Origin of the sequence: Actinomadura syzygii (genome assembly GCF_008085905.1) — a bacterium.
Lineage (GTDB): Bacteria > Actinomycetota > Actinomycetes > Streptosporangiales > Streptosporangiaceae > Spirillospora > Spirillospora syzygii.
This window is the reverse complement of the sequence record NZ_VSFF01000017.1, coordinates 126,995-153,617: the sequence shown is the minus strand read 5'-3', so window position 1 is coordinate 153,617 and position 26,623 is coordinate 126,995. Positions and strand designations below refer to the sequence as shown.

The window sequence follows — 26,623 nt, the reverse complement described above, 5'->3', positions numbered from 1 at the left end:
TCGCCCCTCCCTAATCCGGGCGACGCCGGTCAAACTGACGGTGTGCACCCTCTCATCGAAGCGCCCGCGCTCGACCGGCTGCTCCGGCGGCAGACGCCCGTCGTCCTGCTGGACGTCCGGTGGCACTTGGGCGGACCCCCGGGGATCGAGTCGTATCGCAAGGGGCACCTGCCCGGCGCCGTGTTCGTCGACCTGGACCAGGACGTCGCCGGGCCGCCGGGGCCGGGCGGCCGCCATCCGCTGCCCCACCCGGTCGCCTTCGAGTCCGTCATGCGCCGCGCCGGGGTGTCGGGCGACAGCCTCGTCGTGGTCTACGACGACGCCGACTCCACGTCGGCGGCGCGGGTGTGGTGGTCGCTGCGGTATTTCGGGCACGACCGCGTCCGGGTCCTGGACGGCGGCTACCGCGCCTGGACGGAGGCGGGCCACCCGGTGAGCACGACGGAGCCGGAGGTCAAGCCGGGCGACTTCGTCGCGAGCCCGGGACGGCTGCCCGTCCTGGACGCGGAGGGCGCCGCGGAGCTGGCGACGGCCGGGGTGCTGCTCGACGCCCGCGCCGCCGAGCGGTACCGCGGTGAGCTGGAGCCCGTCGACCCGGTCGCCGGGCACATCCCTGGCGCCCGGAACGCGCCCACGTCCGGCAACGTCGGCGTGGACGGCCGGTTCCTGCCCCCCGAACTGCTGCGCGAGCGGTTCGCCCAGCTCGGGGCCACGGACGCGCTCGACGTCGGCGCCTACTGCGGCTCCGGCGTGACGGCCGCGCACGAGATCCTCGCCCTGAACCTCGCGGGCATCCCGGCCGCCCTCTACGTGGGCTCCTGGTCGAACTGGGTGACCGACCCGTCCAACCCGATAGCCACCGGCGACTGCTGACTCGCCCCCGCGCCGACCGGTCGCCCGCTGCCTGCGGTGACCGGTCGGGGCTGGGCGGGGTCAGCCTGCGCCCAGGCAGAGGAAGCCGGCGAGCTCCGGGGGACGGGGGAGTGCGGCGAGGGCTCGTGACGGCGGGTCTCCGGCGGACAGGCGGGTGTGGAAGGCCGCCATGAAACTCGGCGTCGACTCGTCCCGGACGGGCGCGACGCTGGCGACCACGGTCGCGGCGCCGAGCGCGAGCAGGACGCCCGCCATGCCGAGCGCCGCGTCGCCGCCGTCGGCCCGTCCGATGTCGCAGGCGGACAGCACGACGACGCGCGGCGGGACGGCCAGCTCGTCCAGGTCGTGGACCATCAGCGGACCGCCCGCGAGCCGCAGCCGCGAGAACAGGGCGTTGCCCTCGCGGAACTCGCCGTGCGCGGCGACGTGCGCGAGGGCCGCGCCGTCCAGGGCGTCGCGGACGGCCTCGGGACGCGCGTCCGGGCCGTCCAGGACTTTGGCGTGCGGGTGGAGCCGCCGCAGCGCGTCGATCTCCCGCCGCGCGTGCCGGAGCCCGGGACCCGCCACGAGGACGGTGCGCCCGCCGCCGCGCGACGGTTCGCGGGCGCGCGCCCACGCGCACGCGGACGGCACGACCGTGAACGCCCGTCCGTCCAGCGACGGCAGCGCCGCCCAGGGCAGTCCGTGCAGCGTGCCCGTCGGCGCGATGACCAGCTCGCGGTCGCCGACGACCCGCGCCAGCGGGGCGAGCAGCCGCCGGTCGAGCCGTCCGGCCGTGTCGGTGAGGGCGTCGAGGGCGCGCGGGTCGTCCCGCTCGGCGAGGCGCCGGACGGCGTAGCGCAGCAGGCCGGTGTCGCGGACGGCCTGGTCGACCGCGTCCAGCCGGTGGCGGTGGGCCTGACCGGCGACGACGGTCACCGCGTGCAGGTCGCCGCCGACCGCGACCAGCTCGACGAGCGCCCGGTCGCCGAGCGCGGCGGCGACCTCCGCGAAGCCGGGGGAGGGCCCGCCGGACGCGCCGGACGGGCGGTGCCGCGTCCGCGCCCGGACCGTCGCCTCCAAGGCCGCCATGTCGGCGGGCAGCGGGGCCCCGGCGCCGCCGCGCGCCGTGTCGCCCATCCGCTCCACGCTGAACGCGCGGAGCCTGGCCAGCGCCGCCGCCCGCTCCGGATCCCGCGGCGGCCGCACCCGGACCGGCCGCGCGATCGCCCGGCGCCGCTCCTCGACCGTGAGCAGCTCCCCCGCCGAGCGGGCGAGCGTGAGCCCGAGGTCGGCCAGGTCGGTGACGAGCCCGGTCGTCCGCGCGCGGAGGTCGAGCGCGTCGAGCGCCTCCGCGTACTGCTCCGTCACCCTGAGCCCGGCCCTGACGGCGGCCACCGCGCCCTCGTGGTCGGCCCGCGCGGAGCGTTCGAGCGCGACGGCGTGCCAGGCGGCGATCTGGGCGGCCGCGGGCCCGCGCGACCGTCCGACCCGGGACAGCAGGTGCCCGGCGGGACGGCCCAGCGACAGCGCGACCCGCGCGGCGACGATCCGGGCCTCGTCGGCGGCGTCGCCCCACCCGCCGCTCTCCAGCCGGTCCGCCGTCGCGACCGCCGTGCGCAGCAGCACGCCCGACCGCTCGCCGGACGCCCACCGCGCCTTCACCAGGACGTGCTCGGCGAGCAGCATCCACCCGGCGCGTTCCTGCTCGGCGAACGCGGCGCGGGCGCGTTCGGCGGCGTCGGTGCACTGTTCGGGGTTGCCGTCGGCCAGTTCCGCGTGGGCGAGGAGGAGGAAACCGTCCGCGATGTCGCACCTGTAGCCGTTCGCGGTGGCGGCGTCCAAGGCCGCGTGGAGAAGAGGACGTGCCTCACCTGGCAGACCCACCGATATGAGGGTCTCCGCTTGGTCGAACTGGCACTGCGCCAGACGTTCACCGGATAGATGGGCTTCCGCCTCAGCGAAGAGGCGAAGCGCGCGCGGGACGTCCCCACGCCGCGACAACACGTACGCCAGGTTCCCCTTGGACATCGCCGTCTGGTGCCGCAGCCCGGTGGCCTCGCCCACCGCGACCGCCTCGTCCAACGCGGCCTCCGCCTCACCGAAGTCGCCGCGTAACGCACAGGCCAGCCCCAGGTTGCCGAGGAGGCCGCTGAGTGTCACCGGGTCGTCGCCCTCGCGGAGGCGGGGGAGCGCCCGCGCGGCGACGTCGTGCGCCTCGTCCAGGCGTCCGGCCCGTGCCAGGGCGCAGGCCCGGTTGGCGGCGAGGCGGTCCGCGTCGGGGCCGTGCAGGTGGGGCACCGCCGCGTCCGCGTGGGACAGCGCCTCGCCGATCTCACCGGCCGCGGTGAGCAGCCCGACGAGACTCATCCGCACCTGCGCCGCCGCGTAGCCGTCCGCCGCGGCGAGGGCTCGGCGGAGGTAGGCGAGACCCTCCTCAAGAAGTCCCAGCTCCTTCGCGGCAAGCCCGGCCGCCCGCAACACGCCCACACCACCACCACCGTCGTCGTCGTCGTCGAGGCCGTCGTCGAGCAGGGCGCGTGCCTGGGCGAGCGCGGCGGCCGGGTCGGCGGCGGCGAGACGGAGCAGGGCGCTCCCGTCCCCGTCCGTCTCGTCCCCGCCAGGGCGGGCGTGGTCTGTGCGGACGTCATCTGTGCGGGCTCGGTCCGTGCGGGAGCGCGTCACAGCCGGACCCAACTCGTCACGATCGACGTGCCGTCGTCCAGGTGGAACACGAGGCTCGCCAGGCCGGCGGGCACGCCCGGCAGGCAGAACAGCCCGGCGGACTCCGCGCGCGCCGTGATCCCGTCCGGCGGGAGCTCCAGGTGCCGGACCCGGACCAGCGCCGCGGACGGCGGCACGAGCCGCCCGGTCAGCTCGCGGTCCCGGCCGTGCGCCGCCACCTCCACCTCGACCTCGACCGTCCCGTCCGGGCAGGCGAACGTCAGGACGCGTCCCGCCGTGCCGCGGACCCCGGCCGCCGTCTGCCCGGCCCGGTCGTGCGACAGCTCCGCCAGCGTGGCGGACGGCACGCGCAGCGCGAACGCCGCGCGTGCCGCCGCGAGGACCTCGTCCGGCACCGGGTCTAGCGTCTCGAACGCGCCCCGCACGCCCGCCATCAGCTCGTCGTCGTTCACGGGACGAGCCTCCGCAGCGCGTCCAGGCACCGGGCCCTGGTCGGCCCGACGCTGCCGACGGGGATGCCGAGCGCGGCGGCGAGCTCGGCATGGCTGGACGCGACCGCGAACAGCCGCAGCAGCGTCCGGCAGCGGCGCGGCAGCGCCTCCAGCGCCGCGCCGACCAGGCCGAGCCGCTCGCGGCTCAGCGCCACCCGGTCCGGGCCCGGCTCCGGCGCCCGCGGCGCGGGCACGAGCGGCAGGTCGCGGCCGCGCAGCCGGACGAGCCGCAGGCTCTCGTTCCGCGCGGTCGTGGCGAGCCAGCACCCCGTGGCGGCCGGGTCGCGCAACCCGTCGATCCGCTCCACGAGGCGCAGCCAGGTGGTCTGCACCACGTCGCCGGAGTCGGCGTCGTTCAAACCGTGCGAGCGGGCGATCGACCACAGCAGACCGCTGTGGCGCTCCACGAGCCGGGCCCACGCGGCGCCGTCGCCGCTGCGTGCCCGGACCACCAGCTCGTCCGTACCGTCGTTCTTCTGGGCCACCGAAGTCTCCTCCCGAGGCCCCCCGCATGGTTCACCCTACGACATCGACACCTCACTCCGCGTGGACGACCCCGGCCATCTCAGACGCGTCGGCCTCCGCCGTTCCGACGAGCACGCCGAGGTCCGGGAGGGACGGGTGTGCGGACGGGGCGAGAACGCGGTCCGCCGCCTCGACCGCAGACACCCCGTCCGTCGCGGCGACGGCGGCGATCCGGCCTGCCACAGTGGGCGCGGCGAACGACGTTCCACTCCACGTCGCGTAGCCCTGGAACAGGTCGGGGTCGATGCCGCGGACGGGCGGGTGCGCCCCGTCGAACCGCACGAACGCGCCCGTCACGTCCACGCCCTGCGCGCAGGCGTCCACCCACCAGCCGTGGTTGGAGAACGAGGCCCGGTCGGCGCCGTCCAGCGCCGCCACGGCGACCACGGGCTTCATCGCGGCCGGCCAGAACGGACGGTCGGTCGCCGCGTTCCCGGCGCACGCCACGACGACCGTCCGGCGGCCGAGCGCCGCGATCGCCCGCGCGAGCACCGGGGACGGACGGTCGTCATAGGTATGGCAGCCGAGCGAGACGTTCACCACGTCCACGCCGCCGCGCTCGGCGATCCACGCCAGCGCCCGGATCACGTCGAGCTCGTCGCCGACCCCGTCGCCGCCGATCACCCGGCGGGCCAGCAGCCGCGCCGACGGCGCCTGCCTGAGCACCTCGCCCGCGACGAACGTGCCGTGCCCTGCCTGCGCGTCCAGGTCGTAGTCGAGGTCGGCGTCCAGGACCTCCGCGACCTCGTCGCGCTGCTCGCGGTACCAGTCCGCGTCCTCCCACCAGGGGTGCGGCGACAGGCCCGTGTCCAGGACGGCGACCGTCACCTCCCGGCGCGCCCGCGCCGCCGGCCGGGGCGCGGGCACCGGCCCGGCGGGACGCGGCCGGTCCGCGGGACCGCTCCACCACATCGGCTGCCCGAGGACGAGGTGGTTCGGCGCCACGCTCAGCCGCCGCGGCGCCGCGCCCGTCGCGGCGGTGCGCACGCCGTCCGCTCGCAGCCGGGCCGCGAGCTCGCACACGTCCACCTTCGCCGCCGGGCGCAGCCGCAACCGCGTCACGCCGTGCTCGTCCTGCCGCCCGTCGTGCCAGCGCCGGACCGTCGACTCGGCCGCGGCGGCGTCCCGCCCGGCCACCAGGATCTGGTCCCCGCGGATCAGCGCCGGACGCCCCGGCAGCGCCTCCACCACGACCGCGTCGCGGTGCCGCGCCAGCACCCGCTCCAGCCGCGCCTGCTGATCGAACATCGGTCCTCGCTCTCGTCGCCCGGCTCCGGCACTCATCGTGTCGAATAGGGGACCAAGAGTGACCGAAAACGGACATGCGACCACGACCGGACCCGGTCCCGCCGGTTGCCCGGCTTTCCCCACACGGCGGCCCAGCACGCCCTAACCTGTCGTGGAGGCCCGTGAACCCTGTGCATCCAGTCCTCCACCGTTCAACAAACGACGGACTCACGGTGGTGCGACACGTGCCGATGATGCACAATGAGGGACGCGGACGCCGACTTGGGACGTACGAGGCCGTAGGGGAAGACGAGCCTCGGTACAGATCCAGGAGGTCCGGTGACCGCACGTGGCGTTTTCTACGTCCACTCCGCGCCGCCTGCGCTGAGCCCGCACATCGAGTGGGCCGCCGCAGGTGTTCTCGGTGTGCCCGTTTCCCTTGAGTGGACCGATCAGGCGGCCGCACCGGGAACGCTGCGCGCCGAGCTGCATTGGGAGGGGAGGCCGGGCACCGCCGCGGGCATCACCTCCGCGCTGCGCACCTGGAAGCTGGTGCGCTTCGAGGCCACCGAGGATCCCACCCCGGGCACCGACGGCGTCCGGTTCAGCTTCACCCCGTCCCTCGGGGTGTTCACCGGCGTCATCGGGGCCAGCGGGGACATCATGATCCCCGAGGACCGGCTCCGCTCCGTCATGGCGAACGCCGCGGTCGGCAAGATCACCCTGGAGCACGAGCTGGAGCGGCTCCTCGGCACCCCGTGGGACAACGAGCTCGAACCCTTCCGGCGGGCCGGGGACGGCGCGCCCGTCCGCTGGCTGCACGCCGCCGTGTGACGACCGGGGCGTCCGCCGACGCCGCCCGGTGGAGCGTGCCCGTCCCGCGACTCGCGCGCCCCGCCCGGCGAACGTCCGGCGCGGGGCGCCCGCCGTCCGGCGCGGCCACCGGAACACGCGAAACGGCCCGGCGAGGTTTCCCTCGCCGGGCCGTTCGGCGTGCCGTGCGGTCGTTCAGATGGCGCGTTCGAAGGCGACCGAGACGTTGTGGCCGCCGAACCCGAACGAGTTGTTGAGTGCCGCCGCCGGGCCGTCCGGGAGCTTGCGCGGCTCGTCGCGGACGATGTCGAGGTCGACCTCGTCGTCGAGGTCCTCCAGGTTCGCCACGAACGGGACGAGCCCCTCCTTCAGCGCCAGGATCGTGAAGATCGACTCCAGCGCGCCCGCGCCGCCGAGCAGGTGCCCGGTCATCGACTTGGTCGCGGTGATGACGGCCTTCCGGGCGACGTCCTCGCCGAGCCCCGCCTTGATGGACGCGAGCTCCGCCACGTCCCCGGCAGGGGTCGAGGTGGCGTGCGCGTTGATGTGGATGATGTCGGCGGGCTCAAGCCCCGCGTCGGCCAGGGCCCGCTGCATCGCCTTGGCCTGCCCGCGGCCGCTCGGGTCCGGCAGGACGATGTCGTAGGCGTCGTTGGAGTAACCGGCCCCGGACGCGTACCCGTTGATCTTCGCGCCGCGCCGCCGGGCGTGCTCCTCCGACTCAAGGATCATGACCGCGGCGCCCTCGCCGAGGACGAACCCGTCGCGGTTCTTGTCGTAGGGCCGGGACGCGCGCGACGGCTCCTCGTTGCGCGTCGACATCGCGCGCATGATCCCGAAGGACGCCATCTGCAGCGGGTGGATGCACGCCTCGGTGCCGCCGCAGACGATCACGTCGGCGCGGCCCGCGCGGATCATGTCGATCGCGTAGCCGACCGCCTCACCGCTGGACGCGCACGCGCTGACCAGGGCGTGCGACCCGGCCGTCGCGCCGAACTCGATGCCGACGTGCCCGGACGCGCCGTTCGGCATCAGCATCGGGACGGTGAACGGCGAGACCCGCGACCAGCCCTTCTCCCGGTACACGTCGTAGCTGTTCAGGGCCGTGTGCAGGCCGCCGATGCCGCTGGACAGCACGACGCCGACCCGGTCGAGGTCGACGACGAACCCGCCCTCGACGCCGGCCTTCTCCATGCCCTTCTGCGGCTTGCCGCCGGGGGACGGGGCGAACCCGGCGTCCGCCCACGCCTCGCGGGCGGCGATCAGCGCGATCGCCTGGTTGCGGTCGAGCCGGCGCAGCGACTGGCGCGGCATCACCTCGTCCGGCGGCACCTTCAGCGTCGCGGCGAACCGGACCGGCAGGCCCTCGACGCCCTCCCACTCCAGTGTGCGGATCCCGGACTCTCCGGCGAGCAGGGCGGACCAGGTCGACGGCAGGTCTCCACCGAGTGGGGTCGTTGCACCGAGACCCGTCACGACGACTCTGGTCTGGCTCTTGCTCATGTGGATGCTCCTTGCGGGCTGTGAGGGGCGGTCGCAGCTACCCGGACGGCCCGCGGGCCGCCGCCGTGGCGGGTCCCGCGGGCCGGCGCGTGCCGTCCCCGCGTGCTAGCTCTTGACCGGGGCCTGCTGCAGGTTCTGGACGAAGTCGATGACGTCCTTCACCGTCTTCAGGTTGCGCAGCTCGTCGTCGGGGATCTCGACGCCGAACTGGTCCTGCGCGGCCACCGCGATCTCGACCATCGACAGCGAGTCGATGTCCAGGTCGTCGATGAAGTTCTTCTCCGGGGTCACCTCGGACTTGTCGATGCCGACGATGTCGTCGATGATCTCGGCGAGGCCGGCCAGGATCTGCTGTTCGGTGGCGACTTCTGCCATGGTCTGCGTTTCTCCTTCGGTGGGTTGGTCCAGAGCCTGCGAGCAGGTGTGACGGCCTACGGGATCTGGATGACTTGGGCAGCGTAGGACAGCCCGGCGCCGAACCCGACCAGCAGGGCCGGGGCGCCGGACGGCACGTCGCCGCGTTCGATCATGCGGGACAGGGCGAGCGGGATGGAGGCTCCCGACGTGTTGCCGGAGTGGACGATGTCGTCGGCCACGACGGCGTTGTCGGCCTTCACCTTGCGGGCGATGGCCTCGATGATCCGGAGATTGGCCTGGTGCGGGACGATCGCGGCGAGGTCGGCCGGGCTGATCCCGGCGCGCTCGCACGCCTCGACCGCGACGGGGGCGATGGCGGTGGTCGCCCAGCGGAACACCGCCTGCCCCTCCTGCCGGATGAACGAGTGCCGGTCATCGATGATGATCTTGTCGTACTTGTCGCCGGCGCTGCCCCACACGACCGGGCCGATGCCCGGCGTCTCGCTGGCGGTGACGACCGCGGCGCCCGCGCCGTCCGCGAAGATGATGCAGGTGGAGCGGTCCGTCCAGTCGATCCACTGGGACATCTTCTCCGAGCCGATCACCAGCACGTTGCGGGCGCTCCCGGCGCGGACGGCGGCGCTGGCGGTGCCGAGCGCGTAGCAGAACCCGGCGCACGCGGCGTTGATGTCGAACGCGCCGGGCGCGTCGATGCCGAGCCGGTGCGCGATCTGCGCGGCGTGCCCCGGCATCGGCGACTCCGCCGAGCAGGTGGCGAGGATCACGAGGTCGATGTCGGACGGGGCGAGCCCGCTGCCCGCGAGCGCCTTGCCGCCCGCGTGCGCGCCGAGTTCGACGATGCCTTCGTCGTCGCCCGCGATGCGCCGCTCCGCGATGCCGACCCGGCTGCGAATCCAGGCGTCGTCGGTCTCGACGGTCTTGGCGAGGTCGTCGTTGGTGACGATGCGCGCCGGACGATAGTCGCCGAACGCCAGAATCCGAGCCCCCGGCGCCACCTCAGGAATACGAAGCCCGCTCATGCCGCACTTCCTTTCTGAGGGACGACCCCCAGACCCCCGAGGGGTCGGCGGCATGATCCTCGCTTCGCTCCGGTCATGCCGCTCTGCCTTTCTGGGGAGGCGACCCCCAGGCCCCCGGAGGGTCGGCGGCATGATCCTCGCTTCGCTCCGGTCATGCCGCCTCCGCCTCGATCAGCTCGCGTGCTTTGTCGAGGTCTGCGGGGGACTTCAGGGCTACCAGTTCGATGCCCTTCAGTTGGCGGCGGGCGAGGCCGGTGAGGGTGCCCGCGGGCGGCAGCTCGATGATGCCGGTGACGCCCAGCTCGGTCATGGTCTCCATGCACATGTCCCAGCGGACGGGCGCGCTGACCTGGCCGACGAGCCGGTCCACGAAGTCGGGGCCGGACGCGACGACCGCGCCGTCGCGGTTCTGCAGCAGCCGCGTCCGCGGGTCGGCGACGGGCGCCCCCGACGCGACGCGGCCGAGCGCGTCGACGGCGGGCGCCATGTGCTCGGTGTGGAACGCCCCGGCCACCGACAGCGGGCGGAGCCGGGCCTTCGCGGGCGGCTCGTCGGCGAACCGGGCGAGCTGCTCCAGCGTCCCGGCGGCGACGACCTGCCCCGCGCCGTTCACGTTCGCGGGGGTGAGCCCGTGCTTGTCGATCGAGGCGAGGACCTCGGCGGGCTCGCCGCCGAGCACGGCGGTCATCCCGGTCTCGGTGACGGCGGCGGCCTCGGCCATCGCGCGTCCCCGCTCCCGGACGAGCACCAGCGCCGTCTCGGGGCTCAGCACTCCGGCGATCGACGCCGCGGCGAGCTCTCCGACGCTGTGCCCGGCCACCGCGCCGGGGACGGCGCCGTCCTCGTACAGGACGTTGTAGGCGGCCAGCGCGGCGGCGACGAGCAGCGGCTGTGCGACGGCGGTGTCACGGATCTCCTCGGCGTCCGCGACCGTCCCGTAGCGCACCAGGTCGAGCCCCGTCACCGCGGACCACCAGGCCAGGCGATCGGCGACGCCGGGTATCTCTAGCCATGGCTGCAAGAAGCCGGGGGTCTGGGCGCCCTGGCCGGGCGATGCGAGGAGGATCACTCGACCAGCCTGCCGCCAACGCCCCTCCCATCACGATGCCTGACGGCACAAGTTTGCCCAGGGCCCTTTGTACGACCCCTACAACCCTGGTCACCTAGGGGACGACCCCCTAGCCATGCAGCAAGAAGACTCGTGACATGCGTCTCAGCGAGCCGCCCCTCGGCTGGGTCAGCGGGATTGGAAGCGACCCAGAACCAGCGCGATGCGCAGGGTGAAGGCGTTGCGTCCGTCGGTGGGGGCGAGGCCGGTCAGTTCGGTGACGCGCCGGAGCCGGTACCGCACCGTGTTCGGGTGGACGAACAGCAACCGCGCTGTGGCCTCCAGCGACGAGCCCTGTTCGAGGTAGGTGGTGAGCGTGTCGAGCAGGGGTGCGCCCGCGGCGAGCATCGGGTTGTAGACGCTGTCGACCAGGTAGCGGCGCGCCTCGTCGTCGCCGTCGAGCGCGCGTTCGGGAAGCAGCTCGGTCGCCTGGACGGGACGCGGCGCGTCCGGCCACCCGGCCGCGGCGCGGAGCCCGGCGACGGCGGCCTGCGCGGACAGCGTCGAGTCGTAGAGGTCCGGGACCCGCGGTCCGACGACGACCGGGCCGGGACCGCACTTGGCGGCGATCGGACGGGCCGCGTCCATCGGGTCGGTGTCGCCGCCGACGATGACGATCACCCGATGCCCCTGGACGCCCGCCAGCACGTCGGCCCGCGCGCGGCGGGCGGCGAGCTGCATCTGGTCGATGGTGACCTCGGGTTCTTCGTCCTCGGGGGTGAACCCGGCGATGACGGTGACGGGCTTGGACGTCCAGCCGAGCGCGGCCGCCCACGAGTGCATGCCGTCGTCGACCTCCCCCTGCAGGACGGCGTTGACGACGAGGGCCTCCAGCCGCGCGTCCCAGGCGGCGCGCGTCTCGGCGGCGCGCGCGTACACCTGCGCGGCGCCGAACGCCACGTCGCGCGTGTAGCGCAGGATGGCCTCGCGGAGCTGGGCCTCCCCGCCGGGCGCGGCCAGCTCGTCCAGCCGGGTCTCGACCACGTCGATGATGACGCGGACCATGTCGATGGTGTGCTGGAGCTTGATGGCGCGCAGCAGCTCGCGGGGCGCGGTGCCGAACACCTCACCGGCGATGGCCGGACGGGTCCGCTCGTTGTTCTTGAACCACTCGACGAACGCGGCGATGCCGGCCTGGGCGACGAGCCCGATCCAGGACCGCTGGTCGGCGGGCATCCGCCGGAACCAGGGGAGTTGTTCCTCCATGCGGGTGAGGGCCGCGGTGCCGAACGTCCCCATCGCCTTCTCCAGGCGCCGGGTCGTCTGCTCGCGGATTTCGGCATCGTTCGCGGTGTCCACCACCCCAGGGTGCCACCCCCGACGACGTGGACCGGCCCGAAGCGCGCTTCGGAGTCAGCCGGAGGTGACCCCGGCGGGGTGTCCGAGTGCGATCGCGGTGAGGTTGCGGAGGGACGCGGAGCCCGGCGCGAGATAGTCGCTGTGCCCGCCGTTCCCGGCGTCGAAGACCCGCGCGCCGAACGAGCGCGACACGGGGTCGGGCCCCAACCCGAGGCCCAGGAAGCGGACGTGCGGAACGTCTTCCATCCAGTCGGTCGCGCCACGCCCGGACCAGATCCGCGCACGGCCCCGGCCGAGTTGGGCGGCGGACCACGCCGTGGTGCCCGGACTGCCATAAAGAGCGATGTCGGTGACCTGTCGCCACGCCGCGTCTTCGGGACCGTCCTTCGCGGCCCGACCGCAGAGCACCGACCCGTAACTGTGGCAGAGCAACCCGACACGCGAGGACGGGTTGACCCGGTGGACGTCCCACAAGAACCGCCGCAACCGCACGGCACCCTCACCGGCGCGCTCATCAGTGATGACGTCCCGACTGAACGTCCGAGGCGCCGCATACCCCAACCAAGCCACCACAGCCACCCCCACCGACTCCCGCCCCGCCTGCACCCTGCCCCACCGCTGAGGGGTCTGCCCGCGGGGCGTTTGGGTGGCGGCGGGGTGGGTGTGGAGGGCTTGGGTGTAGATGGTGTGGGCGCCGCCGCTCGGGGTTGACCACGGCTTGGCGCCTCGGGTGTCGAAGGCGGTGAGCGTGGTGTCGGCGCCGGGGACGAGGACCACCACCCGTCGCGCGCTGGCGATGTCGCCGATGACCTCGATGGCCCGTCCGTTGCCGCGTGGGTCGAAGTAGAGGAAGCGGCGTTCCGGACGGAGGAACGCGCCGAAGGCCCGAACCCGATCGGCGTCGCCGACGTCGCGCGCCGTGGCCAGGGCGTTCTCGATGGCGTGGCGCTCGGCGGCGTACCGGGCGTCCAGGGTCGAGGGCGCCATCGCGGGGACGGCGGCGGGCGGGGCGTAGGGCTCGGCGTGGCCGGTGCCCGCGGTGGTGAGCATGACCACCGCGATGGAAACGGCGCAGGCCAGGGCTCTGCGGAGCCGCCGAGGACGCGGCGGTGTCGGCGTGCGTGGCGGCATCCCCGCCTTTCTACCATCAGAGATCGTCCGGCGGCCGCAAGCCTCCTGAACCCGTGCGTCACGGCGTACAGCACGCCGACCGCGACGACGCCAACAACCCTCCAGGCAAGCCGTCCGCGCTGGGTGGTGTGGGTCGCCCAAGGGGGTTGGTCAGGCATGGGTTACTTCTTCGGGGCGGCCCAGGGCTATCAGGGACAGGTTGCGGAGGGCGCGGGAGCCGGGGGCCAGGTAGCCGCTGTGGGGGCCGGTGCCCGCGTCGAAGGGGAGGGCGCCGAAGCCGGACGAGACCGGGTCGGGGCCGAAGCCGAGCCCGGCGACGCGGACGTTCGGTACGTAGCGCATCCAGTCGCCCTTGGCGCGGCCCGCCCAGACGTGCGCGGACGTCCCGAGGTCGGCGGCGTGGCGTGCCGTGGTGCCGGGGCTGCCGAACAACGCGATGTCGTCCACCGGCAGGGGTGCGAGAAGTGGAGCGGCCTTGGCGCAGACCACCGAGCCGTAGCTGTGGCAGAGGAGCGCGAACCGGGTGTGGTCGTTGACGCGGTGCACGTCCGTTAAGAGTTCGCGGAGGGCGCGGGCGCCGGACTCGGCGCGTCCGGTGGTCAGGACGGCCGTGCTCCGCGTGGACGGCGAGTCGTAGCCGAGCCAGGCGATCACCGCCACGTGCGCGCTGGGAGCGTCCGCGCGGAGCTGCCGGTAGAGCGCGCGACTGCCGCCGCCGACGAACTTGGGGGAGTCGTAGTCGGCCAGGGAGTTGTCGGCGCCGGGCACGACGACGGCGACCCGGTCGGCGTGCCGCAGGTCGCCGAGGACCTCGACGGCCTGCCCGTCGCCGCGCGCGTCGAACGACAGGAATCGGCGGCCGTTCGAGAGGAACGTGGCCAGGACCCGCAGCTTGGTCTTGTCATGGGCGCGTCGGGCGGTCGCCAGCGCGCGGTCGATCTCCCGGTCGGTGGCCTGGTAGCGGGCGTCCAATGTCGCCGCCGTCAGTTCGGGCGGTGGTGCGGGCGCGCCGTACAGCTCGGCGCGGGCGGTCGCGGCGGTGGTGGAGCCGGTCGCCGCCAAGACCGACAGCACCGCCGCGACCGTGCGGATCCTGGGCATCCGGGCCGTCCTTCTCGGTGAGTCGAAGCACTGAGTAGGACGCTAGAAATCCGGCCCCCGATCGCGGATCAACCGGCGGAGTGGTCTTTCGAGGTGCGACTCCGGTAGCACCGGTGCCACCTCGGTATGGCCCGCCCGCCGACGCCGTCGCTCCGGGGTATCAGTCGCCGGGCCTGACCAGGCCGATCTCGTAGGCGTAGACGATCGCCTGCGGACGGTCCCGGAGTTCGAGCTTCATCAGGATCCGTCCGAAATGGGTCTTAACGGTCTGCTCGGCGACGACGAGCCGTTCGGCGATCTCTCCGTTGGACAGCCCCCGCGCGACCAGCGCCAGGACCTCGGTCTCCCGTCCGGTCAGCTCGTCCACCCGCGCGGGGGTCGGCGCGCGCGGGCCGCCGAGCCGGGAGAACTCCGCGATCAGCCGCCGGGTGATCGACGGGGACAGCAGCGCGTCGCCCGCCGCGACGACCCGCACCGCGTCGGCCAGTTCGGTCGCGGACGCGTCCTTCAACAGGAAGCCGCTGGCCCCGGCGCGCAGGGCGGCGTAGACGTAGTCGTCCAGGTCGAAGGTGGTGAGCATGAGGATCTTCGGCGCGTCCTCGGCCGCGTCGGCGAGGATCCGGCGGGTCGCCTCCAGGCCGTCCATCACGGGCATGCGGACGTCCATCAGCACCACGTCGGGACGCAGTGCCGCGACCTGCCGCACGCCCTCCTCGCCGTTCACGGCCTCGCCGACGACCTCGATGTCGGGCTGGGCGTTCAGCAGCACGCCGAACCCGCTGCGCACCATCCCCTGGTCGTCGGCGATCACGACCCGCACGGTCACGTGGCGTCCCGCGCCAGCACGGGCAGGTTGGCGGTCACGGCGAATCCTCCCTCGGGGGCGTGCCGCGCGGTCAGGGCGCCGCCGAGCGCGGCGGCCCGCTCCCGCATCCCGACGAGGCCGTGCCCGCCGCCCCGGATGCCCGGATCGGGGGACTGGCCGTCGCCGGGCGGCCCGTTGACGACGCCGAGCCACACTACGCCGTCGTCGTGGGTCACCTCGACCTGCACGTGCGAACCGGGCGCGTGCCGCATCGCGTTGCTCAGCGCCTCCTGCAAGATCCGGAACGCGGTGAGCCCGACGCCCGGCGGGAGCCCGGCGAGGTCGCCCTCCACGCGCGTCTCCACCGACAGCCCGGCGGCCCGCGCGTTGCCGACCAGCTCGCCCAGCCGGTCGAGGCCGGGCTGCGGGGCGGTCTCGGCGCCGTCCTCGCCGCGCAGGACGCCGAGGACGCGGCGCAGCTCGGTCAGCGCGTCGAGCGCCGTCGCGCGGATCTCGGCGAGGTCGCCGCGGGTCTCGTCGGGCAGCGACTCGACCTTGTAGGGCGCGGCCTCCGCCTGGATCGCGATCATGGACATGTGGTGGGCGACGACGTCGTGCAGCTCCCGCGCGATCCGCTGCCGCTCGGTGAGCACGGCCTCGGCGTCCTGGTGCCGCCGCTCCTGCTCGGCGAGCTGCCGCTCCCGCTCGGCGAGCTGGCGCCGGGACGTCTGCCGGAGCCGGACGGCCGCGCCCACCGCCAGCGGCAGCAGGAGCAGCACCATCGCGTTCGGCGCGGTCTCGGCGTCCTTGATCCACACGCCGCCGAGCGACAGCAGCGCGACGCCCAGCGTGACGTCGCGCGGGCAGCGGGCCGCGACCGTGTAGAGCGCGGCGACCCCGGCGATCGCGCCCGCCGGGACGTACGGCATGCCCACCCAGTCGCCGAGGTCGACCAGCGCCGTCGCCGCGAAGCTCCACCGCCACGCGCCGAGCGGCCAGCGGTCGCGCAGCGCGAGCGGCGCGGCCACCGCCACCGCGATGAACAGCTTCGTCGCGCCGGACAGCAGGACGCCCCGCTCGACAGCCTCGTCCGACAGCAGCGCGACCGTGCTGCCCACCATGACGACGGTCAGGGCCATGCCGAGCATGTTGACCACGTAGCCGAACGGCAGCCGCCCGACGCCGACGTGCCGCGTCCAGCGCAACGGCCGGGGCCAGGGCCGGTCGAGGGGCGCGGGATCGGCCCGTCCGGTGACCGCCGCGGCCAGCAGCACGTCCCGCAGGACGTACCGCGGGACATGCCGCGGGACGTTGGTCTCGGCGGCCATGAGCCCAGGCTAGAGAACGTCCGCCGTCATCCGGATGACACCGTGGTAGGACACGTCCCGTCATACCTGACGGTTACGAAGACCGGCCGCTCACATTTTCAGCCGAGCGGCCCGCGACTCCAGGTAGCGCCGCTCGGCGATGCTGGCGGTGGCCTTGGCGGCGAGCCGGTAGTGCTCGTACGCCCCGGCCGTGTCGCCGGTCTTCTCCAGCAGATGCGCCCGCACGGCCGGCAGCCGGTGATGCCCGGCCATCCTCGCGTCGTCGTCCAGCGTGGACAGCAGGGTCAGCCCGGCCTGCGGCCCCTCCGTCTCGGCGAGCGCGATCGCCCGGTTGAGGGTGACCATCGGGTTGGGCGCGATCCGTTCCAGGATCAGGTAGAGGGCGTGCACCTGCGCCCAGTTGGTCTCCCCGGCCGTGGCCGCGTCGGCGTGCGTGGCGGCGATGGCGGCCTGCAACTGGTACGGCCCGAGCGCCGGGCCCGCCAGCGACGTCTTGATCAGCTCGGTGCCCTCGTCGATCAGCCCGCGGTCCCACTTCGCGCGGTCCTGCTCGTCCAGCGGTATGAGGTCTCCGGTAGCCGTCGTACGGGCGTCCCGGCGGGCGTGGGTCAGCAGCATGAGCGCGAGCAGGCCGGTGACCTCGGCGTCCTCGGGGAGTTGCGCGTGGACCATCCTGGCCAGCCGGATCGCCTCGCGCGCGAGGTCGGCCCGGTGCAGCTCGCTGCCCGAGGACGCGGTGTACCCCTCGTTGAAGATCAGGTAGAGCACGTGCAGGACGACCCGGAGCCGCTCCTCCCGCTCCGCGCCCTCGGGCAGGGCGAACGAGCTGCCCGCGGCCTTGATCCGCTGCTTGGCCCGGCTGATCCGGGCCGCCATCGTGGCCTCCGGCACCAGGAACGCGCGGGCGATCTCGGCGGTGGTCAGACCGCCGACCGCCCGCAGCGTCAGCGCGGTCTGGGACGCCGCGGTGAGCGTCGGATGGCAGCACAGGAACAGCAGGAGCAGCGTGTCGTCGGTGTCCGGCACGTCCTCGGGTACGACCTCGGTGGCAGTCGCCGACTCCCGCTCGCGGCGCGCGTGGTCGCTGCGCATCTGGTCGACGAGCCGCCGGGACGCGACGGTCACGAGCCAGCCGCGCGGATTGTCCGGCACTCCCTCGTCCGGCCACTGCACGCTGGCGGCGAGGACGGCCTCCTGCACGGCGTCCTCGCACCCCTCGAAGCGGCCGTACCGGCGTACCAACGTGCCGAGGACCTGCGGCGTGAGCTCACGCAGCAGGTCCTCGTCGCCTGGGCTGGTCATGCCTCCAATTGTCCGTCAGCGAACATGACCTGCCGCACCTCGATCCCCAGACCCTCGATCGCGGCGTCCGGGATCTGCGCCGCGAGTTCGATCGCGCGCTGCTTGTCCTCGCAGTCGACCAGGTAGAAACCGCCCAGGTACTCCTTGGCCTCCAGGAAGGGGCCGTCGGTCACCACCGGCTGGCCGCCCCGCACGGACACCACGGCGGCCTGGGACGGGTCGGCGAGCGCCTGCGTGGTGATCAGCTCCCCGGACGCCTTCAGCTCCTCGATGAACCGGCCGTGGCCCTCGCCGATCGCCGCCCGCTCCGCGTCGGTCAGCGCGTCCAGCACGGCCGGGTTGATGTGCATGCTGATCAGGAACTTCATCTCGTACCCCTCGTGGTCTCGCGGCCCCGGCTGGGCCCCGTTCCGCGGGTCCCGGCTGGGCCCCGTCGACCGTTGGTCGGAGCCACCGCCGCCGCCTTGACGTCCCCCGCCAAGAATTTCGGATGGATTCTCCCCGGTCTCCCCGGTCTCGATGTCGAGAACCGCTCGGCCGCTCCGACCACCCGTCGAAACGTCGAGAGAACGGAAGCCTCCGATATGCGAATCGACCGGGCATGGCTGGGCGCGGCCCTCCTCATGCTGCCGACCTTCATCGTCGCGACGGACGCGACGGCGCTGCTCCTCGCGCTCCCCAAACTGAGCGCCGACCTGGGCGCGAGCGGCGTCGAGCAGTTGTGGATCAGTGACGGCTACGGGTTCCTGGTGGCCGGCATGGTCATCACGATGGGCACGCTCGCCGACCGGATCGGCCGCCGCCGACTCCTGATCATCGGCGCGGCGGCGTTCGCGGCGCTGTCGGTCGTGGCGGCCTTCGCGGCCGACCCGCTGATGCTGATCGCCGCGCGGGCGCTGCTCGGCGTCGCGGGCGCGACCCTCGCACCGTGCACCCTCGCCCTGCTCACCAACATCTTCCGCGACGAGAAACAGCGCGGGAAGGCCATCGCGATCTGGGCGACCTGCCAGTTCACCGGCGGCGCGCTCGGACCGGTGCTCGCCGGTGTCCTGCTCCAGCACTTCTGGTGGGGATCGGTGTTCCTGGCCGCCGTTCCGCCGATGCTGCTGCTGGTGCTCGCCGGGCCCGTCCTGCTGCCGGAGTTCCGCGGCGACCATGCCGGACGGCTGGACCCGGCCAGCGTCGGGCTGTCCTTGGCCGCGGTGCTCCTGATGGTCTACGGAATCAAGCAGGCGGCCGTGGAGAACGCGCGGGCCGTGCCGGTGGCGGCCATCGTCGTCGGCGCGGCCATCGGGTTCGTGTTCGTCCGCCGCCAACTGCGGCTGGAGACGCCGCTGCTGGACCTGCGACTGTTGCGCAACCGACCGTTCACGGCGGTGATCGTCGCGCTGGTGCTCGCCGGGATCGCCATGGCCGGGACGGGCCTGCTCGTGACCCAGTACCTGCAGAGCGTGCTCGGCTACTCGCCGGTCGAGGCGGCGACCCTGTTCGCGCCGATGGGCCTGGGCGTGGCGGTCGGCACCATGGTCGCGCCGACGCTGGCCAAGCGGATGAAGCAGACGACCGCGATCGCCGGCGGGCTGGGCGTGTCCGCGCTGGGCAGCCTGCTGCTGGTCGGTGTCGGCGGCGCGGGCACCCTGTCGCTGGTCATGATCGGCATCGCCGTGCTGGCGCTCGGCACCGGTCCGCTGTTCGCGCTGGGCACCGGGCTGGTCGTCGGGTCCGTCCCGCCGGAGCGCGCCGGGTCGGCGGCGTCGATGTCGGAGACCGGCAACTTCTTCGGCGGCTCGCTCGGCTTCGCGCTGCTCGGCGTGGTGGCCGCGGCGGTCTACCGCAATCGGATGGACGGCGGCTCCGACTCCCTGGCCGGGGCGGTGGCCTCCGCCAGAGCCCTTCCCGCCGACCAGGGCGCGGACCTGCTTGACGCCGCACGGGAGGCGTTCACCGCCAGCCTGCACGTCACCGGCATCGTCGCGGCGGCCATCTTCGCCGGAGCGGCCGTCCTCGTCCTGACCATGCGCCCTCCAGCGGACCGGTCCGCCTCGACTCACCGAGGACACGACGGCGACCTCATAGAGCCGCCGAGTGCGGCCCGCTCCACGCTTTGAGCAGATGGGATGTCTGGGTACGGTGCGAGGCGTGGAGCCCGTCGAAGCCCTGCGCCGCATCGCGTTCCTGCTGGAGCGCGCCCACGAGCCGACCTACCGCGTGCGGGCCTTCCGCACGGCCGCCGACCTGGCCGGACGGACGCCCCCGGACGAGTTGGCGGCGCGCGCCCGCGAGGGCACGCTGACCGCGCTGCCCGGCATCGGCAAGGTCACCGCCCTGGTGATCGAGGAGGCGCTGCGCGGCGAGACGCCCGTCTACCTGCGCCGACTGGAGGCCACTGAGGGGCAGCCGCTGGACGAGGCGACGGCCGCCCTCCGCGCGGCGCTGAAAGGCGACCTGCACACGCACAGCGACTGGTCGGACGGCGGCTCCCCGATCCTGGAAATGGCCGAGACGGCGCGCGGACTCGGCCACGAATACCTCGCGCTCACCGACCATTCGCCGCGCCTCAAAGTGGCGAACGGCCTGTCCGCCGACCGGCTCCGCGAACAACTCGACATCGTCGCCGAACTCAACGAACGGCTCGCGCCGTTCCGCATTCTCACCGGTATCGAAGTCGACATCCTGGAGGACGGCGCGCTCGACCAGGAAGCGGGCCTCCTCGACCGCCTGGACGTGGTCGTCGCCAGCGTCCATTCCAAACTGCGCATGGACCGCGTGGCGATGACCAAACGCATGGTGACGGCGATCTCGAACCCGCGCGTGAACGTCCTCGGCCATTGCACCGGACGCATCGTCAAAGCCGGAGGCAAGCGCGGAGGGCTGCGCCCGGAATCCGAATTCGACGCGGCCCTCGTCTTCGACGCCTGCGCTGCCTACGACGTCGCCGTGGAGATCAATTCCCGTCCCGAACGCCTCGATCCGCCGAAACGGCTGCTGCGCGTCGCCGTCGAGGCGGGCTGCCGGTTCGCCATCGACTCCGACGCCCACGCCCCCGGCCAACTCGACTGGCAGCCCTTCGGCTGCGAACGCGCCGCACGCTGCGCCGTCCCGCAGTCCCAGGTCGTCAACACCCTTCCGGCCGACGACCTCCTCGCCTGGACGCGCTGGACGCGCTCGAAACTCTGACGCCGAGCAAGGGGCCGAAAGGGCAATTCGCCTGCACCCCGTCCTGCCCGTCCGGACGTGTCGCAGCGGAGGCGGAGAAGTGACACTGGACGTTCCCAGCCCGTGTTCCAGAAGGGGACGCACGCATGCGAGCGCAGAAGCCCGGTGAGGAACAGCGGAAAGAAACCCAGCGTCCGGGATCCGCGAGGCCCGTGCGGCAGCCTTCGTCCGGCGGCGGAACAATCGCGGAGTCGATGCTGCGGCTCCAGCGCCTCGTGGGGAACGCGGCGGTGTCCCGCATCATGGGGCAGGGGCACCCGTCCCTTGTGCAGCGCACAGCGGAGCCCTCGGGTCCCGCTCCCGTGGTCCAGCGCATGAATCAGGACGAATTGCACGAGAACCCGCAGGGTCCCTCGCTGCGGATACGGGGTCCACGCCGCTCCCGCGCGAGCGACCGCACACCGAACGAGCTGACGCGGGAGGAATGGGAGAGCCTGCCGGCGGCCACCCGGGCCGCCGCCTACAAGCAGCGTGTGGAAACCGACGAGGACCCGACCACGCTCCGGGAGACCGATCAGCCGCTCCATTACCAACTGGGCGGCATGCGCGATCTGGCGCCGGGCATTTCCGATCTGGACGGGCCCAACGAGGTACTGGAGGCCATCGGCCGCGCCGACCCGGTGACGCGCGGCTACTGGAATCGCCAGGACGCACGCGACGCGCAACTCGGCCGCGACGCGCGAGCCACGCTCAACGCGTACACGGGGACTCCCCACAGTCGGCGGCAGCGGCACCAGGCCGTGGAGCAGGCCCTGGCCGACGACGACTCCCAGGACGCGATGGACGACCTGCGCGTACTGCTGGCGCGCTACGAGGGCGTGGCCATCGGCGGCACCCACTCCGGGGCGGCGATCTGGGAGTTCCTGTGCACGAACATGGCTGAGATCCGGGAGGCCGGTGTGCGTACCCTCTACCTGGAAAGCGTCCGGGACGACGCCTACCAGGCGCGCGTCGACGCCTACCTCGCCGGCGGGACCATGAGCCCTGAGTTGCGGGCGTTCGTCGTCCGCTACGACAGCGGCCACAACCTGGGCGCCACCGGGCTGAGAGCCCTGCTGGACGCCGCCCGGGTGCACGGCATGCGGGTCAAGGGCCTGGACGGCCGCCCCGCCCGCCGTCCCACGATGCAGGCGACCGCCCTCTATCAGCGGGCCGTCGCCATGAACACCTACGCCGCCCAGGCCGTCACCAACGACCGGCGCCGTCCGTCCGCGGCGGGCGGCTACCTCATGGAGTTGGGCGCCGCGCACACCGGCATGCACAGGGGCCCGGCGCAGAACGTGACGGTGCACGGGACCCCGTTCCAGGCGGGCGAGGAGTTCCCCGGCGTGGACGAACTGCTGGACATCCCGGCGGTCTCCTTCCAGGACGACGGCCGCCTCCGCCGCCTGTCCAACCCCTGACCGCGGCGGAGGCCGTCCGGTCGCGCTGAACTGTCGGAGGCGCCGCGTACGGTCGCCGTGTGAACCGCACCGACCGCTTGTACGCCCTGGTGGAGGAGCTGCGGGCCTGCGCGCCGCGCCGGGTCAGCGCACGGGAGCTGGCCGCGCGGTACGAGGTGAGCGCCCGCACGATCGAGCGCGACATCTGCGCACTCCAGCAGGCCGGTGTCCCGATCTTCGCGGACGTGGGCCGGGGCGGCGGCTACACGCTCGACAAGAGCCGCACGCTGCCGCCGCTGAACTTCAGCCCCGCCGAGGCGGTCGCCGTCGCGATCACGCTGGCCCGCGCGACCGGCTCGCCGTACACCCGGTCCGCGCGCACCGCGCTGCACAAGATCGTCACGGCGATGTCGGCGGCCGACAGCGCCTCCGCCCGCGAACTGGCCGACCGCATCCGCTTCCTCGGCCCGGCGGACGGCGACGACCCCGCGTCGTCCGTGCCGTCCGTCCCGTCCGTGCTGGAGGAGGCGATCGTGACGCGCCGGGTGGTCCGCCTCACCTACGTTGACCGGGAGGGCGCCGAAACCGAACGCGATGTCGAGCCCGTCACGTTCACGGCGTCCGCCAACGGCTGGTACCTGACGGCCTGGTGCCGGATGCGCGGCGGCTGCCGCATCTTCCGCACCGACCGCGTCCGCCGCGCCGTCCTCCTGGAGGAGACCGCCCCCGAACGAGCCCCCGAAGCCATGCACAAGGACGCCCCGCGCGACTTTGTCGCCCGTCCCCTCGAATTCGTCTGACCCACCGTCCGCTCCGACCGCCGTTCGCCGCACGACATAAGCCCGAGGTAACCCCGAGAGCCATTGTCAACTCCCCTTGCCCGGGATGTCGCCGCCCTGCCCCGCGACGCATAGTCGGAACATGCCTTCGGCGATCGGCAGAGGCGTCGGGGGAATTTCACGATCGGGGGAGAAGTGAAAAAGTCAGCACGGTTTCTCATGATGGCGGGAGCGTCCGCGGTCATCGCCGGCGGCGCTTTCGCCGTCGTGGTGACGGCGGCCGACGCCGGTACGGATGGACGGTCCAACCAGCGCGCCGCCGCGACGACGCTGTGGGCCAAGGTCGGCGCGAACGGCGCACTGCTCGCCGCGTCGGGCTTCGTCGACGTCAGGCACTCCAACTCCAGCGGGCGCTACAACCTCCTCGCGAGTGTCGACATCAGCAGATGCGCGCTGACCGGGACGGTCAACACGGAGGGCGGTACGGATCCCGGCCCGGGAAGCGCGTCGATCCTGGTCGGCGCGATCAACGGGCGCGAGCTGTACGTCCGCACCGCCACGCCCTCGGCCCCCGGAAACCCGAAGATCGTCGACGACGACCGCCCGTTCTCCGTGACGGTCATCTGCTAGCCCAACGCGGCAAAGGCCCGGAAGCGCGATCCAAAATCACGTTTCCGGGCCCGGCCATTTCGCTGTCCCAGGGCCTCGCAGAAAGTGAAAATTAACAAGTTCGGACCGTTTCACTGTCGATTGAAAGTGAATGGCGTGAAAGTTACCCTCCGGGTTGTCCGCGGCCGCCGCCGAAGGCGGCGTCCGCTCCCAGCGAAGGGGGTCGCATGCGTAGAGGTATCGCCATTTCCGCCGTTGTGGCGACGCTGACCGTGGCCACGGCGTCGGTCACCCCGGCAGCGGCGAGTCCGCGCGTCGTCCGTGGGCCCGCCGTGATCACCCTCGAGATCGCGAGCGTCAACGGCTCCGGCTGCCCTCGCGGCTCGGTCAACACGGTGAACATGGACAACGAGGAAGCGTTCTTCGTCGGCTACGCCCAGTTCATTGCTCGGGTGGGCGGCTCGTCCAATCCCACGGATTCCCGCAAGGCGTGCCAGCTCGCCCTAAAGGTGGGGGGCGTCCCGAAGGGGTTCACCTACGCCGTCAGCTCGGTGGACTACTACGGCTTCGCCTCCCTGGCTCGCCCTCGCCGCACGGCGGCCGCTTACACGACCGGCTTCTCCTTCTCGGGTCAGCCGACGCGCGCCGAGGAGATCCTCACCTTCGAGAGCCCCTGGGAACACATTTGGACGGCCACGCGTCGCGTGTCGCCCGACGACCTCGTCTTCAAACCGTGCGACGAAGAACCAACCTTCAACATCGAATCCGAGCTGTGGGTCGACGCGGGCACGTCAGATCCATCGGAGGTCAACTACGTCAGCGTGGGCTACGAACGCCAGGCCGCCTACCACCTCACCTGGAAGCCCTGCCCGTAGCCCCTCCCAGCCGAACGACAAGAGCAGCAAAGCTCTGGCGAGTGAGGTTCAGGTGGCCGGTGTCGGGGGCTTTGCTGTCGCGGATGCCGATGTGACCGTTCAGGTCGGCGACCTCGACGCAATTGTTTTCGACCGCGCCACTGTGGGTGCTCTTGCGCCAGCGGGTCTGGGACTCTTCGGGAGTGCTCATAGACGTGACGCTATCCCGATGATGAGGTTCAGCGAAGCGGCCCTGCTCAGGGTGGCCGAGAGCAGTAGCTCGAAGATCTCTTCATGGGACGAGACCTCTTCCTCGTCCTCCACAAAGACACTCTTGGTGAACTGGTCGCCCACAGAAATGGTGAGCTGTCCGGGTGGGCGCAGGGAGATGAGAAGGCATGGGGTGATGAGCGAGAGATACCCGCTGGCCGTCCTGGGGAGGACACGCAGATCCACGTGGTCGAACTGGGCGACTTGAGCCAGCCGCCGGATCTGCGCGCGCATGATCGCGGGATCATCTCCGACCTGGTTGTGGAGGACCGCCTCCGCGATGAGCGGCACATATCGGGGTGGATCGGGTCGGTTGAGCAACCGCTGGCGGGACTGTCGGAAGTCGACCAGGGGCTTGACGTAGCGCGAGTGTTTAGCCGGGCCGAGGGCGATGAGCGCTCGGGTGTACTCCGGAGTCTGGAGGAGCCCGGGGACGATGTTGGACTCGAAGTTGCGAATCTCGGCGGCGTCCTCCTCAAGGCTCGCGAGGTCGAGCGCGGCGGCGGAGATGCGCCCCTCCCAGACCCGTTCCCACGTGCCGGGTCTATGAGTGGCCAGGTGGAGGAGGGACGTACGGAGCGGGCCGTCCGGGATCCGGTAGAAGTCGAGCAGGTTACCGAGTTCTTCGACGGCGATGGGGTGCAGCCCGTTCTCGACCATGCTCATCCAGCCTTGGGAGCGGCCGAATCGACCGGCCACAGTGGCGACGGTCAAGTTGTGGCCCTCACGGGCGTTGCGGAGCGCGGAGCCGATCCTTCGTTGGCGGGCGGTCGGGGGGTTACTAAGAGTCATCCTTCGAGAATGTCACTGAGCGTGGCCGATTGTGTGCGTGGCTGAACGTTCAGTGGCTAAACGTTCAGGCGGGCGCGCGCGAGGGCTTCGGGCGGCGAATGTGGCGGGCGACTCCGAAAGGAAAGGAGGCGCTCCATGGAAGCGCCCAAGACGAGGACGCAGGGACCGGCGACGCGGAAGGAGGGTTCCGAGTCCGCCGTGCGGCGGCGGCGCGGTGTGTCGTGGATCGCGTCGTGACCGGTTGCGGCGGGCAGGACGTGGTGGGCGCGATCACGTTGCCGGGTGTTCGGCGGTCCGTCCGGTACGCGCGGCTGTTCCTGCGGGACATACTGCCGCCAGGTCACCCGCTGCTGGACGACCTGGTCACGGTCGGCAGCGAGACCGTCTGCAACGCCATCACCCACACGGCGTCCGGTGACGGCGGACGGGTGACGATCAGCCTGCTGACCGGTCCCGGCCTGTACCGCCTGGAGGTCGCCGACGACGGGGCGGACGGCAAGCGGCCGTACGTCAAGGCGGAGTGCGGCGACGAGAGCGGACGCGGGCTGCGGGTCGTCGAGGCGCTGGCGGAGCGGTGGGGTTTCCGGGTGGACGGCCACCGCACCGTCGTCTGGGCGGAGTTCGGATTCGGGAACTCGCGGGAAAACTCCGACAGAGGGTTGTCGCCGTGTCCTCCCAGGCTGGTCTCGACAGCGTGCAAGGAGGAAAACGGATGAGTGTTCCAGCGTTCAATACCGTGACGTGGTTCCAGGTCGGCACCGACGCGCCGGAGGAGGCCCGCCGCTTCTACGGCGACATGTTCGGGTGGCAGTTCGCGCAGGACCAGGGCGAGGACGGCTACGACCTCATCACCTACCCGGGCGCCGAGCGTCCGAGCGGCGGGATCGCGCACAGCGCGGACGCGTCCGAGAACCACGCGATCTTCCTCGTGATGGTGGAGGACGTCGACGCGACCTGCGCGCGGACGGAGCAGAGCGGCGGCAAGGTGGCGGTCCCGCCGGAGACGACCGGGAACGGCCTGCGCTTCGCCTACCTGGACGACCCGTCCGGCAACCGCTTCGGCGTGTTCAAGCCCGCGACGTCCTGACCCGCGGAGAAACGAAAGGGCCCCGAGGCGAACCTCGGGGCCCTTTCCCATGATCGCGGCCTACACC

At 72.7% G+C, this 26,623-nt stretch carries 27 protein-coding genes; 10 read left to right on the top strand and 17 right to left on the bottom strand.

The window, feature by feature from the left end:
• Positions 1-42 precede the first annotated feature (42 nt).
• Positions 43-873, top strand: a complete 831-nt coding sequence (locus FXF65_RS39010) for a sulfurtransferase (protein ID WP_246199391.1) — start codon at positions 43-45, stop codon at positions 871-873.
• Positions 874-933: 60 nt separating this feature from the next.
• Here the strand turns inward: FXF65_RS39010 and FXF65_RS39005 are convergent, their stop codons facing one another.
• From FXF65_RS39005 to FXF65_RS38990, 4 genes are read right to left on the bottom strand one after another with little or no spacing between them, the layout of a single operon-like run.
• Positions 934-3,537 carry a CHAT domain-containing protein gene (locus FXF65_RS39005; protein ID WP_246199390.1) on the bottom strand — a complete coding sequence of 868 codons (2,604 nt, stop codon included), beginning with the start codon at positions 3,535-3,537 and terminating at the stop codon, positions 934-936.
• Positions 3,534-3,989, bottom strand: coding sequence for a hypothetical protein (locus FXF65_RS39000; protein WP_148355429.1), 456 nt, complete (start codon positions 3,987-3,989; stop codon positions 3,534-3,536). The genes FXF65_RS39005 and FXF65_RS39000 overlap by 4 nt, the downstream gene beginning before the upstream one ends.
• Positions 3,986-4,513, bottom strand: a complete 528-nt coding sequence (locus FXF65_RS38995; RefSeq protein WP_148355428.1) for an RNA polymerase sigma factor — start codon at positions 4,511-4,513, stop codon at positions 3,986-3,988. The genes FXF65_RS39000 and FXF65_RS38995 overlap by 4 nt, the downstream gene beginning before the upstream one ends.
• 52 nt (positions 4,514-4,565) lie before the next feature.
• Positions 4,566-5,801 (bottom strand): S8 family peptidase, encoded by a 1,236-nt coding sequence (locus tag FXF65_RS38990; RefSeq protein WP_148355426.1) that lies wholly within the window; start codon positions 5,799-5,801, stop codon positions 4,566-4,568.
• A 318-nt stretch (positions 5,802-6,119) separates the two neighbouring features.
• Here FXF65_RS38990 and FXF65_RS38985 point away from each other — a divergent pair, with 318 nt between their 5' ends.
• Complete coding sequence (locus tag FXF65_RS38985) at positions 6,120-6,614, top strand: DUF3145 domain-containing protein (RefSeq protein WP_148355424.1); 495 nt, start codon at positions 6,120-6,122, stop codon at positions 6,612-6,614.
• Between the two features lie 174 nt (positions 6,615-6,788).
• On the opposite strand, the gene FXF65_RS38980 is transcribed toward FXF65_RS38985, so the two are convergent.
• The 11 genes from FXF65_RS38980 to FXF65_RS38930 form a co-directional block, all read right to left on the bottom strand.
• On the bottom strand, positions 6,789-8,096 hold the full coding sequence (locus tag FXF65_RS38980) for a beta-ketoacyl-[acyl-carrier-protein] synthase family protein (RefSeq protein ID WP_148355422.1): 1,308 nt from the start codon (positions 8,094-8,096) through the stop codon (positions 6,789-6,791).
• Positions 8,097-8,201: 105 nt separating this feature from the next.
• A complete protein-coding gene (locus FXF65_RS38975; RefSeq protein WP_148355420.1) occupies positions 8,202-8,471 on the bottom strand; it encodes an acyl carrier protein in 270 nt (89 codons plus the stop codon).
• Positions 8,472-8,527: 56 nt separating this feature from the next.
• Entirely contained in the window at positions 8,528-9,493 is a 966-nt protein-coding gene (locus FXF65_RS38970; protein ID WP_148355418.1) for a beta-ketoacyl-ACP synthase III, read from the bottom strand.
• Between the two features lie 151 nt (positions 9,494-9,644).
• Entirely contained in the window at positions 9,645-10,562 is a 918-nt protein-coding gene (locus tag FXF65_RS38965; RefSeq protein WP_148355416.1) for an ACP S-malonyltransferase, read from the bottom strand.
• A 168-nt stretch (positions 10,563-10,730) separates the two neighbouring features.
• Positions 10,731-11,840: a PucR family transcriptional regulator gene (locus FXF65_RS38960; protein ID WP_378232902.1), complete on the bottom strand. Its 1,110-nt coding sequence runs from the start codon at positions 11,838-11,840 to the stop codon at positions 10,731-10,733.
• 114 nt (positions 11,841-11,954) lie between these two features.
• Positions 11,955-13,031 carry an alpha/beta hydrolase gene (locus FXF65_RS38955; protein WP_222868977.1) on the bottom strand — a complete coding sequence of 359 codons (1,077 nt, stop codon included), beginning with the start codon at positions 13,029-13,031 and terminating at the stop codon, positions 11,955-11,957.
• A 150-nt stretch (positions 13,032-13,181) separates the two neighbouring features.
• Positions 13,182-14,132 (bottom strand): alpha/beta hydrolase, encoded by a 951-nt coding sequence (locus FXF65_RS38950; RefSeq protein ID WP_148355412.1) that lies wholly within the window; start codon positions 14,130-14,132, stop codon positions 13,182-13,184.
• Between the two features lie 160 nt (positions 14,133-14,292).
• The gene (locus tag FXF65_RS38945; RefSeq protein WP_148355410.1) at positions 14,293-14,958 is read right to left on the bottom strand and encodes a response regulator; all 666 of its coding nucleotides are present in this window, start codon (positions 14,956-14,958) and stop codon (positions 14,293-14,295) included.
• Complete coding sequence (locus FXF65_RS38940; RefSeq protein ID WP_148355408.1) at positions 14,955-16,265, bottom strand: sensor histidine kinase; 1,311 nt, start codon at positions 16,263-16,265, stop codon at positions 14,955-14,957. The genes FXF65_RS38945 and FXF65_RS38940 overlap by 4 nt, the downstream gene beginning before the upstream one ends.
• 90 nt (positions 16,266-16,355) lie before the next feature.
• The gene (locus tag FXF65_RS38935) at positions 16,356-17,567 is read right to left on the bottom strand and encodes an RNA polymerase sigma factor (protein ID WP_148355406.1); all 1,212 of its coding nucleotides are present in this window, start codon (positions 17,565-17,567) and stop codon (positions 16,356-16,358) included.
• Positions 17,564-17,935, bottom strand: a complete 372-nt coding sequence (locus tag FXF65_RS38930) for a YciI family protein (RefSeq protein WP_148355404.1) — start codon at positions 17,933-17,935, stop codon at positions 17,564-17,566. The genes FXF65_RS38935 and FXF65_RS38930 overlap by 4 nt, the downstream gene beginning before the upstream one ends.
• Before the next feature lie 216 nt (positions 17,936-18,151).
• Here FXF65_RS38930 and FXF65_RS38925 point away from each other — a divergent pair, with 216 nt between their 5' ends.
• From FXF65_RS38925 to FXF65_RS38900, 6 genes are all read left to right on the top strand, one after another.
• A complete protein-coding gene (locus FXF65_RS38925) occupies positions 18,152-19,675 on the top strand; it encodes an MFS transporter (protein ID WP_148355402.1) in 1,524 nt (507 codons plus the stop codon).
• Positions 19,676-19,706: 31 nt separating this feature from the next.
• Complete coding sequence (locus tag FXF65_RS38920) at positions 19,707-20,744, top strand: PHP domain-containing protein (protein ID WP_222868976.1); 1,038 nt, start codon at positions 19,707-19,709, stop codon at positions 20,742-20,744.
• A gap of 353 nt (positions 20,745-21,097) precedes the next feature.
• Positions 21,098-22,186: a TraB/GumN family protein gene (locus FXF65_RS38915; RefSeq protein WP_148355400.1), complete on the top strand. Its 1,089-nt coding sequence runs from the start codon at positions 21,098-21,100 to the stop codon at positions 22,184-22,186.
• Positions 22,187-22,245: 59 nt separating this feature from the next.
• Complete coding sequence (locus FXF65_RS38910) at positions 22,246-22,965, top strand: helix-turn-helix transcriptional regulator (RefSeq protein ID WP_148355398.1); 720 nt, start codon at positions 22,246-22,248, stop codon at positions 22,963-22,965.
• A 201-nt stretch (positions 22,966-23,166) separates the two neighbouring features.
• Positions 23,167-23,574, top strand: a complete 408-nt coding sequence (locus FXF65_RS38905) for a hypothetical protein (protein WP_148355396.1) — start codon at positions 23,167-23,169, stop codon at positions 23,572-23,574.
• Between the two features lie 206 nt (positions 23,575-23,780).
• The gene (locus FXF65_RS38900) at positions 23,781-24,428 is read left to right on the top strand and encodes a DUF4360 domain-containing protein (protein WP_148355394.1); all 648 of its coding nucleotides are present in this window, start codon (positions 23,781-23,783) and stop codon (positions 24,426-24,428) included.
• Here FXF65_RS38900 and FXF65_RS38895 read toward each other — a convergent pair.
• Together FXF65_RS38895 and FXF65_RS38890 are read right to left on the bottom strand one after the other, a co-directional pair.
• Positions 24,406-24,618, bottom strand: a complete 213-nt coding sequence (locus FXF65_RS38895) for a DUF397 domain-containing protein (protein WP_148355392.1) — start codon at positions 24,616-24,618, stop codon at positions 24,406-24,408. The two genes, FXF65_RS38900 and FXF65_RS38895, sit on opposite strands and share 23 nt — an antisense overlap.
• Complete coding sequence (locus FXF65_RS38890; protein ID WP_148355390.1) at positions 24,615-25,469, bottom strand: helix-turn-helix domain-containing protein; 855 nt, start codon at positions 25,467-25,469, stop codon at positions 24,615-24,617. The genes FXF65_RS38895 and FXF65_RS38890 overlap by 4 nt, the downstream gene beginning before the upstream one ends.
• A 233-nt stretch (positions 25,470-25,702) precedes the next feature.
• Here FXF65_RS38890 and FXF65_RS38885 point away from each other — a divergent pair, with 233 nt between their 5' ends.
• Positions 25,703-26,185 carry an ATP-binding protein gene (locus FXF65_RS38885; protein ID WP_187412763.1) on the top strand — a complete coding sequence of 161 codons (483 nt, stop codon included), beginning with the start codon at positions 25,703-25,705 and terminating at the stop codon, positions 26,183-26,185.
• A complete protein-coding gene (locus tag FXF65_RS38880; protein ID WP_148355385.1) occupies positions 26,182-26,556 on the top strand; it encodes a VOC family protein in 375 nt (124 codons plus the stop codon). Before FXF65_RS38885 ends, FXF65_RS38880 begins: the two co-directional genes overlap by 4 nt.
• Positions 26,557-26,623 lie beyond the last annotated feature (67 nt).

Bases quoted from the DNA above. Each gene is read 5' to 3' on its own strand.
- FXF65_RS38990 (WP_148355426.1), bottom strand. From the start codon at position 5,801: ATGTTCGATCAGCAGGCGCGGCTGGAGCGGGTGCTGGCGCGGCACCGC.
- FXF65_RS38980 (WP_148355422.1), bottom strand. From the start codon at position 8,096: ATGAGCAAGAGCCAGACCAGAGTCGTCGTGACGGGTCTCGGTGCAACG.
- FXF65_RS38975 (WP_148355420.1), bottom strand. From the start codon at position 8,471: ATGGCAGAAGTCGCCACCGAACAGCAGATCCTGGCCGGCCTCGCCGAG.
- FXF65_RS38970 (WP_148355418.1), bottom strand. From the start codon at position 9,493: ATGAGCGGGCTTCGTATTCCTGAGGTGGCGCCGGGGGCTCGGATTCTG.
- FXF65_RS38960 (WP_378232902.1), bottom strand. From the start codon at position 11,840: ATGGGGACGTTCGGCACCGCGGCCCTCACCCGCATGGAGGAACAACTC.
- FXF65_RS38955 (WP_222868977.1), bottom strand. From the start codon at position 13,031: ATGCCGCCACGCACGCCGACACCGCCGCGTCCTCGGCGGCTCCGCAGA.
- FXF65_RS38950 (WP_148355412.1), bottom strand. From the start codon at position 14,132: ATGCCCAGGATCCGCACGGTCGCGGCGGTGCTGTCGGTCTTGGCGGCG.
- FXF65_RS38940 (WP_148355408.1), bottom strand. From the start codon at position 16,265: ATGGCCGCCGAGACCAACGTCCCGCGGCATGTCCCGCGGTACGTCCTG.
- FXF65_RS38935 (WP_148355406.1), bottom strand. From the start codon at position 17,567: ATGACCAGCCCAGGCGACGAGGACCTGCTGCGTGAGCTCACGCCGCAG.
- FXF65_RS38930 (WP_148355404.1), bottom strand. From the start codon at position 17,935: ATGAAGTTCCTGATCAGCATGCACATCAACCCGGCCGTGCTGGACGCG.
- FXF65_RS38925 (WP_148355402.1), top strand. From the start codon at position 18,152: ATGCGAATCGACCGGGCATGGCTGGGCGCGGCCCTCCTCATGCTGCCG.
- FXF65_RS38915 (WP_148355400.1), top strand. From the start codon at position 21,098: ATGAATCAGGACGAATTGCACGAGAACCCGCAGGGTCCCTCGCTGCGG.
- FXF65_RS38905 (WP_148355396.1), top strand. From the start codon at position 23,167: ATGGCGGGAGCGTCCGCGGTCATCGCCGGCGGCGCTTTCGCCGTCGTG.
- FXF65_RS38900 (WP_148355394.1), top strand. From the start codon at position 23,781: ATGCGTAGAGGTATCGCCATTTCCGCCGTTGTGGCGACGCTGACCGTG.
- FXF65_RS38895 (WP_148355392.1), bottom strand. From the start codon at position 24,618: ATGAGCACTCCCGAAGAGTCCCAGACCCGCTGGCGCAAGAGCACCCAC.
- FXF65_RS38890 (WP_148355390.1), bottom strand. From the start codon at position 25,469: ATGACTCTTAGTAACCCCCCGACCGCCCGCCAACGAAGGATCGGCTCC.
- FXF65_RS38880 (WP_148355385.1), top strand. From the start codon at position 26,182: ATGAGTGTTCCAGCGTTCAATACCGTGACGTGGTTCCAGGTCGGCACC.